12 protein-coding genes and 4 tRNA genes are annotated in these 15,311 nt (G+C 41.3%); 6 read left to right on the forward strand and 10 right to left on the reverse strand.

All coding sequences use genetic code 11. The annotated features are described in order from the left end of the window. From FW757_RS21325 to murB, 8 genes are all read right to left on the reverse strand, one after another. Positions 1–216, reverse strand: a 216-nt coding sequence (locus FW757_RS21325) for a GTP-binding protein (RefSeq protein WP_446441671.1), incomplete at its 3' end; no start/stop codon positions are given. Positions 217–350: 134 nt separating this feature from the next. After that, positions 351–426 (reverse strand) — tRNA-Thr (locus FW757_RS21330). Between the two features lie 12 nt (positions 427–438). Continuing rightward, positions 439–513, reverse strand: a tRNA-Gly gene (locus FW757_RS21335). 45 nt (positions 514–558) lie between these two features. Further along, positions 559–643: transfer RNA gene (locus FW757_RS21340), tRNA-Tyr, on the reverse strand. Positions 644–682: 39 nt separating this feature from the next. Next, positions 683–758: transfer RNA gene (locus tag FW757_RS21345), tRNA-Thr, on the reverse strand. Between the two features lie 120 nt (positions 759–878). Beyond that, positions 879–1,574 carry a type III pantothenate kinase gene (locus FW757_RS21350; RefSeq protein WP_446441672.1) on the reverse strand — a complete coding sequence of 232 codons (696 nt, stop codon included), beginning with the start codon at positions 1,572–1,574 and terminating at the stop codon, positions 879–881. Continuing rightward, positions 1,571–2,563 (reverse strand): bifunctional biotin--[acetyl-CoA-carboxylase] ligase/biotin operon repressor BirA, encoded by a 993-nt coding sequence (birA, locus tag FW757_RS21355; protein WP_149983335.1) that lies wholly within the window; start codon positions 2,561–2,563, stop codon positions 1,571–1,573. Before birA ends, FW757_RS21350 begins: the two co-directional genes overlap by 4 nt. After that, the gene (murB, locus tag FW757_RS21360; protein ID WP_182740886.1) at positions 2,560–3,570 is read right to left on the reverse strand and encodes a UDP-N-acetylmuramate dehydrogenase; all 1,011 of its coding nucleotides are present in this window, start codon (positions 3,568–3,570) and stop codon (positions 2,560–2,562) included. The genes birA and murB overlap by 4 nt, the downstream gene beginning before the upstream one ends. A 143-nt stretch (positions 3,571–3,713) precedes the next feature. Between murB and FW757_RS21365 the strand changes: the two genes are divergently transcribed. Next, the gene (locus FW757_RS21365; protein ID WP_182740885.1) at positions 3,714–5,558 is read left to right on the forward strand and encodes a M1 family metallopeptidase; all 1,845 of its coding nucleotides are present in this window, start codon (positions 3,714–3,716) and stop codon (positions 5,556–5,558) included. Positions 5,559–5,626: 68 nt separating this feature from the next. Here FW757_RS21365 and FW757_RS21370 read toward each other — a convergent pair whose 3' ends face one another. Next, positions 5,627–6,265 carry a DUF2057 family protein gene (locus FW757_RS21370; RefSeq protein ID WP_446441673.1) on the reverse strand — a complete coding sequence of 213 codons (639 nt, stop codon included), beginning with the start codon at positions 6,263–6,265 and terminating at the stop codon, positions 5,627–5,629. 89 nt (positions 6,266–6,354) lie between these two features. Here FW757_RS21370 and FW757_RS21375 point away from each other — a divergent pair, with 89 nt between their 5' ends. From FW757_RS21375 to FW757_RS21390, 4 genes are all read left to right on the forward strand, one after another. Next, on the forward strand, positions 6,355–6,726 hold the full coding sequence (locus FW757_RS21375) for a histidine triad nucleotide-binding protein (protein ID WP_149983339.1): 372 nt from the start codon (positions 6,355–6,357) through the stop codon (positions 6,724–6,726). 226 nt (positions 6,727–6,952) lie between these two features. Beyond that, on the forward strand, positions 6,953–7,609 hold the full coding sequence (locus tag FW757_RS21380; protein WP_149983340.1) for a helix-turn-helix transcriptional regulator: 657 nt from the start codon (positions 6,953–6,955) through the stop codon (positions 7,607–7,609). 134 nt (positions 7,610–7,743) lie between these two features. Beyond that, a complete protein-coding gene (locus FW757_RS21385; RefSeq protein WP_182762176.1) occupies positions 7,744–9,900 on the forward strand; it encodes an ATP-binding protein in 2,157 nt (718 codons plus the stop codon). A gap of 101 nt (positions 9,901–10,001) precedes the next feature. After that, positions 10,002–10,355: a 2OG-Fe(II) oxygenase gene (locus tag FW757_RS21390; RefSeq protein ID WP_182732558.1), complete on the forward strand. Its 354-nt coding sequence runs from the start codon at positions 10,002–10,004 to the stop codon at positions 10,353–10,355. Positions 10,356–10,361: 6 nt separating this feature from the next. Here FW757_RS21390 and FW757_RS21395 read toward each other — a convergent pair whose 3' ends face one another. Then, complete coding sequence (locus tag FW757_RS21395) at positions 10,362–11,780, reverse strand: mannose-1-phosphate guanylyltransferase/mannose-6-phosphate isomerase (RefSeq protein WP_182798101.1); 1,419 nt, start codon at positions 11,778–11,780, stop codon at positions 10,362–10,364. A gap of 173 nt (positions 11,781–11,953) precedes the next feature. Here FW757_RS21395 and FW757_RS21400 point away from each other — a divergent pair, with 173 nt between their 5' ends. Further along, the gene (locus tag FW757_RS21400) at positions 11,954–15,226 is read left to right on the forward strand and encodes a methyl-accepting chemotaxis protein (RefSeq protein WP_182798102.1); all 3,273 of its coding nucleotides are present in this window, start codon (positions 11,954–11,956) and stop codon (positions 15,224–15,226) included. Positions 15,227–15,311: the final 85 nt, after the last annotated feature.

Here is a 15,311-nt window from a genome sequence, read left to right on the forward strand (position 1 = left end):
CGTATCGTATTCAACGTGTGAAGTTGAGATTGTGATACCGCGCTCGCGCTCTTCTGGAGCGTTATCGATTGATGCGAAATCTTTAGCAACACCGCCGTATACTTTTGCAAGTACGTTAGTGATTGCTGCAGTTAGGGTAGTTTTACCGTGGTCAACGTGGCCGATTGTACCTACGTTTACGTGCGGTTTTACGCGTTCAAACTTTGCTTTTGCCATGACGGAACCTATCAGTTTTGTGTATCTAGATTACATATGAAAATAATCCACCAGAGGTAGATTAAGTTAAATTTTTCAAATTTCAAATAGTATTTTCTGACAGATAAAGGAAGTAATCAAGAAGATTCTAAGACTGGTGCTGATAGGCAGAGTTGAACTGCCGACCTCACCCTTACCAAGGGTGCGCTCTACCAACTGAGCTATATCAGCAACACCAGAAACTGGAGCGGGCAGCGGGAATCGAACCCGCATCATCAGCTTGGAAGGCTGAGGTAATAGCCATTATACGATGCCCGCGTTAGCAACCTGTTCTTAAACTACCTCTAACCGTCAAGAATAAAGTGGTGGAGGGAGCTGGATTCGAACCAGCGAAGGCTGAGCCGTCAGATTTACAGTCTGATCCCTTTGGCCGCTCGGGAACCCCTCCACGATAATTCTTTACTAAACACTTTCGGTAAAAGGAAAGTGGTGCCGACTAACCGAGTCGAACGGTTGACCTACTGATTACAAGTCAGTTGCTCTACCAGCTGAGCTAAGTCGGCACTGCTTTAGTACGGGGCGAGATATTAGAGGAAGGTTGGTGGTGATGCAACAAGAAAATTAAAAAAAATGTGATTTTATGTGCCGAACGCTCACAAATCAGGCAAAACAGCCTGTTTTTGTTAATTTTTGCTCAATTCATACCAGTAATTGAGCCCCTTCATCACTAATTGCGGATCATAAATCGCGTCTAAAAATTGCGCTTTCAATAATGCACCATAGCCACCAGCAAAAATTAGTTGAGGTTTTTTATTGGTTAAATGTAATTTTGCTTGTTCAACAGCCCCTAAGGTTGCCACTAGCGCGCCATTTTTTAAACCATTAGGTGTGTTTACACCCAGCTCATTCGCAAAAGGCGTGTTGGCATCATCAAAAACACGCTGCGTATTCTGTGTTAATGAGCGTGTCATGAGATCAAGGCCAGGTAATATCCAGCCACCCAAATGTTGTCCTTGTGCTGTAAGTACATCAATTGTTGTGGCTGTGCCTGTGTCTATCACGATGCAATCTTGTTGCGGCCATAATTGAAAAGCAGCAATTAAACCAAGCCAGCGATCAATACCTAAATTACTAAATTGTTGATACGCACAGCTAAGGTTACTCAAATGTTTAGTCACTTTCGCTTCAAAACATGGCACCTGAAATGCCGATGCTTGTGCTAATAGCCCATTGAGTTGCTCATTTTTACCAACACTTGCATAAACCAGCTCGTTAATTTGCCGCCAAGGTAGCGCACTAACATCACACGGTTTGATTTCGCCTTGCTGGCATAGCGCTGCTTTAAGTGCTGTATTACCTACATCGATTAATAATCTCATTGAACTGCCTTGCGTAGTGAAATTTCACCACCGTAATAGCTTTTAACCTCACCATCTTGGCGAATACGAATACCACCTTGTGGATCTATACCTTCACAGATACCGCGCCAGCTTCTATGCCCGGTATTTAACTCCACACACTGTCCTGCAAAGGCGTTGAGTTCGTTCCACTGCTGATACATGTCATGCAAGCCAGTTTGACTGTACTGCGCTAATCGTTGCTCAAGGTGGTATGTTAAATGTGCCACCAGCTGATTTTTATCAATCTGTTGGCTATGTTGGCTCAAATCAGTCCACGCTTGGTCGATTTGCTGGCTGTAGCTTGTGGGCATTTGCAAATTAATACCAATACCTATCACGAGCTGGCATGGCCCTTGTGGCTGACCATCTAATTCGACCAAAACACCTGCGAGCTTTTCTTTATTAAGATAAATGTCGTTTGGCCACTTGAGTTCAATATCTAACTGATACAGTGCTTTTAACGTATCGTAAACAGCTAAGCCTACTGCGATAGACATACCCATTGCGGCTTGCAGCCCGTCATCTAAGCGCCAGAAATAGCTATAATACAAGTTCGCACCAAATGGAGACTGCCAAACGCGTCCGCGTCGCCCACGCCCTGCTTGCTGCATTTCCGCGACGACGACAGTGCCTGAATCCAGTGTTTGTTTAGCCGCAATACGGCGCATTAACTCACTGTTGGTCGAATCAATGATCGGATGCACTTCGATATGTGCCGTACTGGCGTTCAAGCCTTGATAATATTGCTGGATCTTATTTTGCTCTAACAAGCCCACGGAGTTATTAAGGCTATAACCCTTACCGCTAACTTTAAAAATATCCAGCCCCATCGCTTGTAAACTTTGCATATGTTTACTCACTGCGGCGCGACTAATGCCAAGTTGCTCACCAAGTAATTGCCCAGAGATAAAGCCACCCTGATTGAGCGCATTTAAGATTGCTAATTTATTACCATCCGGCGCCTTCATGCTAACTCCCCTAAACCGATATGGCATTCAGTATCATTATTCATCAAGCGAACTTCGTGCTGTAAGCTTATTTGATAACGTTGCCATATTTGCTGCTGGATATGTTGAATCATTTTAATTAGGTCACTGCCTTCACTGCCACCATAATTAACTAAAACTAATGCTTGTTGCTGATGCACTTCAATTCCTGCGATACGGTATCCTTTTAACCCTGCTTGTTCTATTAACCAACCGGCAGCTACTTTATGGTGGTGTTCATCATAGTAATAATGAGGCAACTGCGGATGCGCGACGAGCAATTCGCTAAGTAACTGGTTTTCTATAATTGGGTTTTTAAAAAAGCTTCCGGCATTGGCAAGTATGTAAGGATCCGGTAATTTGCTGTTACGAGTTTTAATCACTTGCTCAAAAACCGTCTGCGCCGTTACCGACTCAAGCTGTTGTAAAGGACCGTAGCTTAACTCTGGCTGCCAAAGTTTTGGTAATGCCAATGCAACACAAGTGATCACTGCTTTATTTTTTAATTGATGCTTAAAAATAGACTCTCGATAGCCAAACTCGCATTGTTGACAACTAAGGCGGATGAGCTGCTTAGTGGCGATATCAAAATATTCTACGTATTCAATAAATTTTGCCAGCTCTACACCATAGGCACCAATATTTTGTACCGGTGCTGCGCCAACTGTGCCGGGGATCAAAGCAAGGTTTTCAAGCCCAGGCATCCCTTGTTTGAGCGTATATGCAACAAGCTGATGCCAGTTTTCTCCTGCAGCAACTTCAAGTAAGTAATCATTGTCGCGTTCAATGATGGCGATACCGGTAGTCGCCATTTTAATTACAGTGCCTTGATAATCGCTTAAAAATACCGTGTTACTACCTTCACCTAAAATGCAAAAAGGGCTATCAAACGTCAGTAGCTGTAATTGTGTAAGGTCAGTGATTTCGCACAGTTGTGAACACTGGCTCGGTAAAGAAAATGTATGAAAAGCTTGCAAAGAGAGAGCCACAAAATGCCCCAAAGGTTAATTGTCACTAATCGCAATAGTGTAACCTATCGTCGCAAAACGCGCATCAGATTGTAAAAATTGCTCAACCCTGATGGTCAATCATGATATAAAACCTGCACTTTTTATTTCCGTCCAGGGTCAATATGAAACTTAAACCACTTTTTTTAAGCCTCGCAATGGCAGGTATGTGCTCTCAAGCAATGGCCAGTGCCATTGATCAAAATTCCTATGCTAATCTTGATGATGTTATTACCACACACTTAAATCTTGATTTAGACGTTGATTTTGCCGACAAGCAGTTAGAAGGTTTTGTTGAGCATACGTTACAATGGCAAAATGCCGACAGCAAAACATTGGTACTTGATACCCGTGACTTAGATATTGATAAAGTAATGTATCAAGATCAAACTGGTGGCTGGCATAAAGCAAAATTTACCCTTGCTGCACGTGATGATGTTAAAGGCTCAAAGTTAACTATTACTTTTAAAAACCAAGCAGCAAAAGTACGCATTTACTACAATAGTCGCCCAGAAGCATCAGGCTTACAATGGTTAACACCTGAGCAAACAGCCAGTAAAACTCATCCGTTTATGTACAGCCAATCGCAAGCAATTCATGCTCGTAGTTGGATCCCAGTACAAGATACACCAGCGATGCGTGTAACTTACTCGGCACGTATTCATACACCTAAAGATGTTCGTGCGGTGATGAGTGCTGACAACAAAGATGCACTTTATAAAGATGGCGATTACATTTTTGATATGCCTCAAGCAATCTCTCCTTACTTAATTGCGATTGGCGCTGGTAATCTAGAATTTAAAGCTATGTCACGCCAAACCGGCATTTTTGCTGAACCAACCATTTTAGATGCATCAGTTGCTGAATTTGAAGACACGCAAGCGATGATCGATAAAACAAGTACCATGTACGGTGAATATGCTTGGGGCCGTTATGACCTCTTAATGTTACCGCCGAGCTTTCCTTTCGGTGGCATGGAGAATCCACGCCTGTCGTTTATCACTCCAACGGTTGTTGCTGGCGATAAAAGCTTAGTTAACTTAATCGCTCATGAGCTTGCTCACTCTTGGTCTGGCAACTTAGTAACCAATGCTACATGGGAAGACTTATGGCTGAATGAAGGTTTTACCTCGTACGTTGAAAACCGTATTATGGAAGAAGTTTATGGTCGTGACCGTGCGGTTATGGAGCAAGCGCTTGACGCTGCAGGCCTGCGTGCTCAACTTAAAACTATTGCAGCGCCAGATACTCGCCTTAACTTAAAACTTAATGGCCGCGATCCGGACGATGCATTCAGCTCAGTGCCATATACTAAAGGCCAGCTATTCTTAATTTACCTTGAAAACAAGTATGGTCGCGACAAGTTCGACCCATTTGTAAAAGCCTATTTTAAAGAGTTTTCATTCAAATCTTTGACCACCGCAGAGTTTGTTACTTACTTAAAAGCGAACTTAATTGAACAGTATCCAGGTGTTGTTAGCATGGATAAAGTAAACGAGTGGATTTTTCAGCCTGGCTTACCGAGCGATGCACCAAACCCAACCTCAGATGCATTCGATAAAGTAGATAGTGCAACTGCAGCATGGTTAAAAGGTGAAACAACAGCCGCACAACTTCCTACGGCAAATTGGACTGTGCATGAGTGGTTACACTTTTTAAATAACTTACCACGTGATTTAAGCCTAGATAAAATGGCGATGCTAGACAGTGAGTTCAATCTTACACAATCAACTAACGCAGAGCGTGCTTTTGCTTGGTTTATGCTTGCGGTTGGCAATGGCTATCAACCTATCTATCCAGCACTTGATAAACACTTATCAGGTATTGGCCGTCGCAAGTTAATCGTGCCGTTATACAAAGCTCTAATTACTAATGGTAAACGTGAATGGGCACATGACGTATACCTAAAAGCGCGCCCGGGTTACCACCCACTTGCGCAAGGTACTATTGACGACTTGTTTGCTAAGTAATAGCTAAATAACTCAAAATTAAAAAAGGGCGATTTATTCGCCCTTTTTGCTATCTATTTTAATCAGCGCTATTTATTTTTAGTGACTTTATCAATGAAAGCTTGCTGCTCTTGAGCACTGGCTTGTTGCCACCAAAAATCTAACATGGCGGCAGCACTAGGCGCATTACCTGCATTAGGTGCAGGGCGAGAAACTGGAGCTTGTAAATTAGCAGCATTAGGTGCAGCTCTGGTTGTTGATGCTGCTGTTGGCGCTACTTGCACTGTCGCAACTTGAGAGCTAGCACTACTTGTCAAATCAGGCTCAGCTATAATAGCCAGTGGCGTGCCTAATGACGCTCCTTTTGCTTGTAAGCTCACTTGCGGCGCTTCTGCAAAAACTTCTGCTGCTACCGCATTATCAGCACGGTTAAACACCACATCATAATCTGTATTAGCAGCAATGGTCATCGTCACCCAAAATGGTTCTGAGTCGATAACTTGATGCTCATCGTAACCTTGCTCGTACAGATCGGTGTATTTAAGTTTGACCTGATATACGCCAGGAACTAGTTCGATTTCATCAACACGATTGAAAAATGAATGTTCAATTTTCTTATCGCCCACTTGTAATGGGACTATTTCTTCAGGAAAATTAACGGTTTCCGCCACACTTGCCGCACTCAAAAATAATGACACAATACCGCTTAATAATATCTGTTTACGCATAATAGCTCCTTGTTATTTGATTTCAGTTTGACACTGCAGGCAAAGTTTGTCATTAGTGACTTTAGTACAACCGACAAAGAGCCCTTTAAATGAGCCAAGAAACTATTTTTACTAAAATTATTAACCGCGAGATCCCAGCTGATATCATCTACGAAGATGAGCTTAGTTTAGCGTTTAGAGATATCAACCCTCAAGCCCCTTTTCACGTGCTTATTATCCCGAAAAAAGCGATTGCGACCATCAATGATATTACTGAGCAAGATGCGCCAATTGTTGGCCACCTGTATGTGGTAGCTGCAAAAATAGCCAAACAACAAGGCTTTGCAGAGGATGGTTTTCGCGTGGTAATGAATTGCAATGAACATGGCGGGCAAACTGTTTATCATATCCATTTACATATGCTAGCTGGTAAAATAATGGGATGGCCTCCTTATCAAGATAAGACAAAAGGTTTAATTTAAACTGGTTTACTGTAAATATTTGTAAAAAAACATTAACTTTGGAAAAAATATTATTTTATATTAATTTCAATTGTTTACAGTTATTTTTAAATTTTCCCTTTGTGAAAAATACGAAAAACGTTATAAAACTATGCATATCTTACCCCCAAGTAATAAATTTCTAATACAAAAGGAGCGGGTTGCATGTTAGGATTGATTGGTCAACTTTATTCAAGAGTATATAAGTATGAGTAGTACAGCCTTTTTGTTACTAGATCTAGAGCCAATTAATACAATTGGTATTAATGTATTAGAGCCTTTATTAAAAACCCAAGGGCTCAATGTTACTAACGGAACAAACATATCTGAAGTTCCTGAGGGAACGCGCTTATTGTTTATCGAAACATCAAGCCAAGACGCTTGGGGTAAATTGAAAGAGCAACTGGTCAACCTACGAGTTAAATGCGATATCGTATTATTCAACTTAGACGAAAATCCAGAACTTGCTAATCGCGCATTGCTGAGCGGTATTCGTGGGGTTTTTTATACTACCGACAACGCTGATGTGCTAATGAAAGGCATTCGTTTATTACTGGAAGACCAGCTGTGGTATCGTCGTGATATCATGTGCAACGCGTTAAACCGTATGCTGCAATTTAATAAAGACGCATTACATAAACTTACTGACGGTGATATTGAACCAGTAAAATTAACTAAGCGTGAAAAAGCAATTATCTCTTTGATGAGTAATGGTTCTAAAAATAAAGAAATAGCTGAAGCGTTAAGCATTAGTCCACACACGGTAAAAACTCATTTATACAGCGCATTTAGAAAGACAAAATGTCGTAATCGTATTGAATTATTATCGTGGGCACAACAAAATATTCCTGACGAAATTCGCTAGCCTAGCAACTCTTATTTTAATATTAAAAACAGGTACTTTGTGCCTGTTTTTTGTTTATTCAAGAGCGCGATATTTGCTAACAAACGCAATTGCCATTATTCTAAACTCGTCACCTCGATCTGCTTGGAATATGAATGCTCGACTCCCTCACGCTCTACTCTGCCAGCGCCGCCATGATGGTCGTCATGGCATTACTCAATTTTTTAACTTGGCGCGCTAATAAACATACCCCAGGCACAGTGCTGTATATACTTTATCCTTTAGTGCTATTTATTGCCTTGATGAGCTTTGCCTTACATGGTCATTTCGATAGCACCGCCACTATTGTACTTGCAAATAGTTTATGGTTTAGCGCATCCATCATTCATGCGTTAACAATCAGCCAATTTTTAGGTTATCGCGGCAAAGAGTTTCGGTTTTTTGTATTAGCAACCTTATTTTGCGGAGCGTTGCTAATGTACTTTACCGTAGTTGACTCTAACCTACGTAATCGTATGCTGGCCTCTGATTTACAGCATATAAGCGAAGCATTTTTCTTACTTTATTTATTTATTCGCTTTGCGCGCAAACCTTACCCTAACGGTAGCATCGTCTATATTTTGATCCTTACGATTATCAGCTGTATTTTTACTGGGCGAGTTTTTTTAATGGAAGGTGTGAACAACCTAACACTACTGAAAGAAAACTGGTTTACCATTACGTTATTGATCAATGGTGTGATTGCGCCAATATTTTATACCACTGGAATGGCGTTACTGTGTAATGAGCGTAGAGAGCAAAATCTCAACCAACTAACGAGCAAAGCGCAAAAAGATTTAGAAATTCGCGGGCTATTCTTATCAACTATTAGCCATGAAATTCGCACCCCCCTCAATGGTATTTTAGGTAGCGCACAACTAATTTTGAATCAATCAACCGATCCCCGTGATAAACCTTACTGCGAAGCCATTATAAACTCTGCAGAATCACTTAACTTATTGGTTGATAAAGTACTTGATTACGCCAGCCTAGACCAACACAACGAAGCGCTCTATGAGGAAGACGTAGAATTTAAAACCTGGTTGCATAACTTATGTTTATTACTTAGCCCACTAGCTGAGCAAAAGCGCTTAAAGTTTGAGTTAATATACAATCTTCCTGAGCAAGCTTGTTACTACTGCGACCAACAAAAGCTAAGGCAAATTATTATTAACCTAGTCGGTAATGCAATTAAATTTACCGATAAAGGTGAAGTTAAAATTCAGGTGGAATTACTCGAAGAACGCCAACTTGAGCACCACATTCGCATCAGCGTAATTGATTCAGGTCCAGGCATTGAAGATGACGAAATTGAGTACCTTACAGAGCCTTACGTACAAAGCAGTGCCGGCAAAGAAAAAGGTGGCACAGGTCTTGGTCTTGCTATTACCAGTCGCTTGCTTGATAAACTTAATTCAAAGCTCGATATTATCAGCAAACTAGACCAAGGTAGCTCGTTTAGTTTTGATATTACTCTGGCACTTGGCGAGTTGAGTTTAGTTGAACAACGTCATCAATCGAAGGACTACTTAACTGGATTAGACGTATTATTGGTCGAAGATTTAGATTTAAACCAAAAGATAGCTATTGAGTTTATGGCCGATGACGAACATAAAATCAAACTAGCCCGTGATGGTAAAAGCGCTATCGAACTAATGCAAACCTACCATTTTGATGTTGTGCTACTAGATATGAACTTACCGGACTTTACTGGTCAAGAGGTACTCAAAACTCTCAAAGGTATGGAACATAAAAATCAACGTACCCCTGTACTGGCCTTTACAGCCAGTTTAAGTCCTGACGAAATAAAAGAATATTTTACTTTAGGGATCAAAGACATTGTTGGTAAACCTATAAAGCAACAAAAGCTACGCCAAGCATTGAGTGACTCACAAAACAGCCAGGCACCTAGTGTTGCGGTAGAACTCAGTGACATTTTGTATGATGACACCGCCGCCGAAACATTAAAAAGTTCTTTTAGCGAAGATGAAATATCTTCTATATACAACGAGTTTGTGCTGTCTGCTCGTAACAAGCTGATCCGTGCTCAGCAATTATTAGATGAAGATAAAGAACAATGTATCAAGCTGCTCCATCGCCAAGCAAGTACCGCTTTACAGCTCGGTTTTAACCGCTACGGTATAGAGTTAAAAAAAATAGAACGACGCTTACTCGATAACAAACCGCTTAAAGAGTCACTCACAGAAGCGTTGGTACTGTGGCAAAATAGCCTTGAGCAATATTTAAAGTATGTCAGGGAGCAGATGAGTTGACGAGTTGACGAGTTGGCGAGTTGGCGAGTTGGCGAGTTGGCGAGTTGGCGAGTTGGCGAGTTGGCGAGTTGGCGAAGTTAAAGTAATAAGGAAAAGATACAATGGCTATTTTTAAAAATTTATTTCGCTGGCAGCGTGGTAGGCAAGATTCGGGCTATGACAAAATGCTTCTGTGTGGCGCCCATTGGCCAGTAAAGTTTGATACTTATTTAATTAAGTTTCCCGTTGGTAGTGAAATAAAGCCCCATACAGATAAAGTAAAAAAAGGTAAGCATTTTCGTTTAAATCTCATTATTAAACGCGCCCAACTGGGCGGTGAGTTTATGTGCGAAAACACCTTATTTCAAAGCAAGCGTATAAAACTATTTAGGCCCGATATAACTCAGCATGCAGTAACCAAAATAGAAAAAGGTAGTCGTTATATATTAAGTATTGGCTGGGTTAAAAGCGATTAACCTTCACTATTTTCTACCATACTGATCGTCAAAACGTTCAATATCCGTTTCATCTAAAATGCTGCCAGTTTGTACTTCTATAAGGATCAGTGGCTCATTTTGCGTATTTGCTAGGCTGTGAATATGACCGGCGGCTATATAGCAAGATTGATCGGCAGTAAGCGTGTGTGCTTCGCCATCAATACGTACATCAGCAATGCCAGAGACGACAACCCAATGTTCAGCGCGGTACTGATGGCGCTGTGTTGAAAGTTTGCCTGCAGGGCTGACAATAATTTTTTTCACTTTAAAGCCGGTGCCTGCAATTAACACCCGGTAACTACCCCACGGTCGATACACGGCTTGATGATGGATCAATTTATCGTCGTGCTTAACGGCTAATTGCTTTAATAGTTCCGGGAGCTGATCTAACTGGCTTTTACTCGCGACTAAAGTTGCATCATGGGTGTGAATAATCGCTAAATCACTCACCCCAAGAGCTGCGATGCTATGACCTTCTTCACCACTGAGTAAGTTGTTATGGCTATGTAAAACCACGTCATCTGTGCTTAGGCTATTGCCTTGCTCGTCTTTATCGGCACTTTGCCATAGCGCATTAAAACCGCCGACATCATTCCAATTCAGCGCTAAAGGCAACACCGCCACATTTGGGCTGCGTTCTAAAATAGCATAGTCGATTGAATCACTTGGACAGTTTTTTAAGACTTCATTATTGGCACGGATAAAACCTAAGTCGCCACTGAAATTGGCGGCTGCTGCAATGCAACTGGCGATTTTTGGTGCAAAACGCTCAAGTTCAGCAAGGTATGCGCTAGGAGTGAATAAAAACATCCCACTGTTCCAGCTATATTCGCCACTGGCAAGATATTGCTGTGCTAATAGTAGACTGGGCTTTTCTTTAAATTCATCAACTTCATAGCAGTTTGAAGCCGCTATTTTAGTACCATTTTTAATATAACCGTAACCGCAATGGGCCGAGTCTGGCTCAATCGCAAAGGTAATTAACTTGCCCTGTTGCGCCAAGCTTATCGCATCAGGAAGTTGCTCTATTAACAACTCAAAGTTATCAATATGATGATCGGCTGGTATCACTAATAAAGGTTTATCAAGCCCTTGCTGTAATGCATATTGTGCTGCCAATGCGATGGCGGGAGCAGTATTTTTGCCATCAGGCTCTAACAGTAACGCCATGGTTACAGCGTCGATTTGCTGGCATTGGCTGCTGACAATAAAGCGATGCTGCTCATTACAAACCAAGATCGGATCGGTAAAACATGAGTCAGAGACTCTCTTTAAGGTGCTTTGCAATAATGACTCATCTCCCAGTAGAGGTAAAAACTGTTTTGGCATAGCTTGGCGCGATAATGGCCATAACCGCGAACCGATACCACCGGCCAATACAACTGGAATAATGGACTTTTTCATAGCAAATACACTTAAATTTGAAATGCCCATAGTTTAACAGAGTATAGCAAGTGCATTACAGCAACTAAAAAATCTATTTTTCGTCATATACTCGCTTTTAATTCAAGCTGTTCTACACTAAATCTTAATTACCTGTATTAGGTTTACAGCTTTGCTTTGATAAGGATGTTGTTATGGCTAACCAAACCCGTTCATTCGGAGATTTTGTACGTAATATCGGCTTGACTAAAAAGCTTGTTATTGCCTTTTTGCTCGTTGCATTAATTCCCTTGACGATTGCCATCAGTCTTGCGCTGTATAACTCGGCGACTGCTTTAAATAAACAAACTTACGCTCAATTAGAAGCGGTTAGTGAAATTAAAAAAAGCGCCATTGAAAGGCATTTTGCCGATATACATGCGCAATTATTATTTTTAGCACAAAGCCCTTTACTCCACACCGCAGCCGATGAACTTAGCCGTGCATTTAAAGAGCCCTATACCACCGCCCTCGACAGCACCGCAGAGCAACAGTTGGCAGATTACTATCACAATGACTTTAATACTAAATACCGGCTTAAAAACGAAGATAAATTACCAACTTCTGAGCTGCTTTCTACACTTTCGCCCACAGCTAAATATTGGCAATCACAATACCTAGCAGATAATCCATATCCACTTGGCGAGAAAGCAAAGTTAGCACAGGCAAGTGCTGATAATAACTACAATTTACTACACAGCAAATACCATAGCTTTTTACTAAATTTTGCGCAAAAATTTGATTTTTATGATGTCTTTATCATCGACAATCGCAGTGCTGAAGTGATTTACTCTGTTTACAAAGAAGTTGACTTTGCCACCTCTTTACTTGATGGACCTTATGCTAATAGCAACCTAGCATTGGCATTTAAACAAGCAAAAATGATCAATGAAGATGAAATTACCTTTGTAGATTATCAGCAATATTTGCCATCTTATAATGCACCAGCTAGTTTTATCGCCACCCCGATTTATAACCAAGGCGTACATACTAGCACCTTGGTTTTTCAACTATCCATTGATGCCCTGAATGTCATTATGACTGAGCGGGCAGGCTTAGGTTCAAGTGGCGAAACATATTTAGTCGGACCTGATTTTTTAATGCGTTCTGACTCCTTTCTCGACCCCGAAAACCATTCGGTCGTAAATTCTTTTCGCTACCCAAGCATAGGTAAAGTAAAAACGCTGGCAACTGAGCTTGCTCAGCAAGGAAAAAAAGGTCAGCAAGTAATCACCGATTATAGTGGCTCCTTAGTACTGTCGTCTTATCAACCCATTAACGTATTAGGTATACAGTGGTCATTACTGGCTGAAATAGATAAAAACGAAGCTTTTGCCACGGTCAGTCATTTAACGACGATTCTCGTTAGCACCTTAATCATATCGATTATTGCCATCACTCTGGTCGCTATTTGGTTTGCTCGTTCACTGACCCGCCCGGTGCAATTACTGGTCGACACAATGCGTCACGTTGAACAAAAAGGTGATTTTTCGGTACGAACGCCAGTGCTTTCGAATGATGAAATAGGTTCATCGGCAAGCGCTTTTAATTGCCTGCTTGATGCGCTGCAAAGCTCTATTTCCCAAACCAATACGGTTATGAATAAGATGGCCGCAGGTGAATTTAACCACCGAATTAGTGCGCCCTGCAAAGGCGAATTAGATTCCTTAAAACAGGCCACAAATAATTGCGCAGACTCGCTAGAGCAAGCAATGAGTGAACTAAATCATATTATAGATGAGATGAGCCAAGGAAATTTTAATAGCCAAATAACAACCCCAATGCAGGGACAGTTGGCCACCTTAAAACAAAATATAAATGGCTCACTGCAATCGCTAAATAGCACCATTACTGAAATTGTCGGGGTGATGAGCCATATTGAACATGGTGATTTTAAACAACAAGTTACGGTAGCCGCACAAGGCTCTTTGGCGCAATTAAAAAACAGTGTGAATAATTCAGTACACAGTTTAGCCGGAGCGGTAAGTGATATCAGCCGCGTAATGAGCGCACTTCACGATGGGGATTTTTCACAACACCTTGAGCAACCTCTACAAGGCCAGTTAGCCACACTTAAAAATGATATCAACGCGAGCGTCGACAATCTCGCGTTAATCATTAAAAATATTAACGATGTTATGGCAGCCGTAAATGCTGGCAACTTTAAACAACAAGTAAATTGCAGTGCCAATGGCCAATTATCAACTTTAAAGCATAATATTAATAACTCAATTATGGGTTTAGACACTGCTGTAAGTGAAATATCAAACGTTATGCTGGCGATCAGTAAAGGTAACTTCGAGCAGACAATCGATAGCGATATGAATGGCCAACTCAATGTACTTAAAGATGATGTAAATAGCTCTATTAGCAATTTGAGTATTGTTATTGCTGAACTCGCGCGCGTTATGGCAGCTATGCGTAGCGGTGATTTTAATCAACAACTAGAGACAAACATGCAAGGCCAATTAGCGCAGCTGCAAAATGATGTGAACAGTTCTTTGACCATCACCGCAGATGCAATCGCAGAGGTAACTAAGGTATTAAGCGGGCTTGCTCAAGGCAATTTAAATCAACAAGTACAGCAGGATTACCAAGGTGTATTTGCTACATTAAAAGCAGATGTAAATCAAACGATTGAAAAACTTACCAGTGTTATTAGCAGCATTCAAGAGTCTGCCTCAAGAGTATCACAAAGCGCCGCAGAGATAGCAGAGAGTAACACCGAAATAAGTCAACGCACTGAAGAGCAAGCAGCCAATTTAGAAGAAGCCAGTGCCAGCAGCAGTAACATGCTGGATGAAATAGCAGCCATTGCTAAGCAAGCTAACGAAGCGGTTAAGCTTGCAGAAAACGCTCAAATGAGCGCAACAGAAGGGGGCGAGCTATCCATACAAACGGTTCATGCCATTGTTGAGGTCAATAATTCCAGTAAGGATATTAATGAAATTGTCTCTGTTATTGATGAAATAGCATTTCAAACCAATTTATTAGCTCTCAACGCAGCGGTAGAAGCTGCCAGAGCTGGCGAGCATGGTCGCGGGTTTGCGGTCGTTGCCAATGAGGTTAGAGAATTAGCTGGACGTAGCGCAACCTCGGCGAAACAAATTAAAACTATAATAAGCAACAGCAACCAAAAAATTAGTCACGGTACCGCCCTTGCTAATTCATCAGGTGAGAAACTAAAGCAAATTGTCAGCGCTGTGGCTGATGTTAACCATATGATAGTGTCTATCAATAGCTCTTCGATTACCCAACAACAGGCAATTAAAGAGGTAGATATTGTGGTACAACGTCTAACAACCTTGATCCAAGAAAACTCAGCGATGACTGAAGAAACCATGGCTGCGGCGAAACAAATGGCAGATCAAGCTAACACGATGCGTCACTTACTCGGGTATTTTTCACTGCAAAAGGCGCCGTTATAAGGTAAATAAATTCACTGATAAAATCGCAACGATTAATTGGCGATTCAAATTAACAAACTTGTTAAACTAGCAGCACTGGATATTT

It is taken from the genome of Pseudoalteromonas sp. 1181_04, from assembly GCF_052850545.1.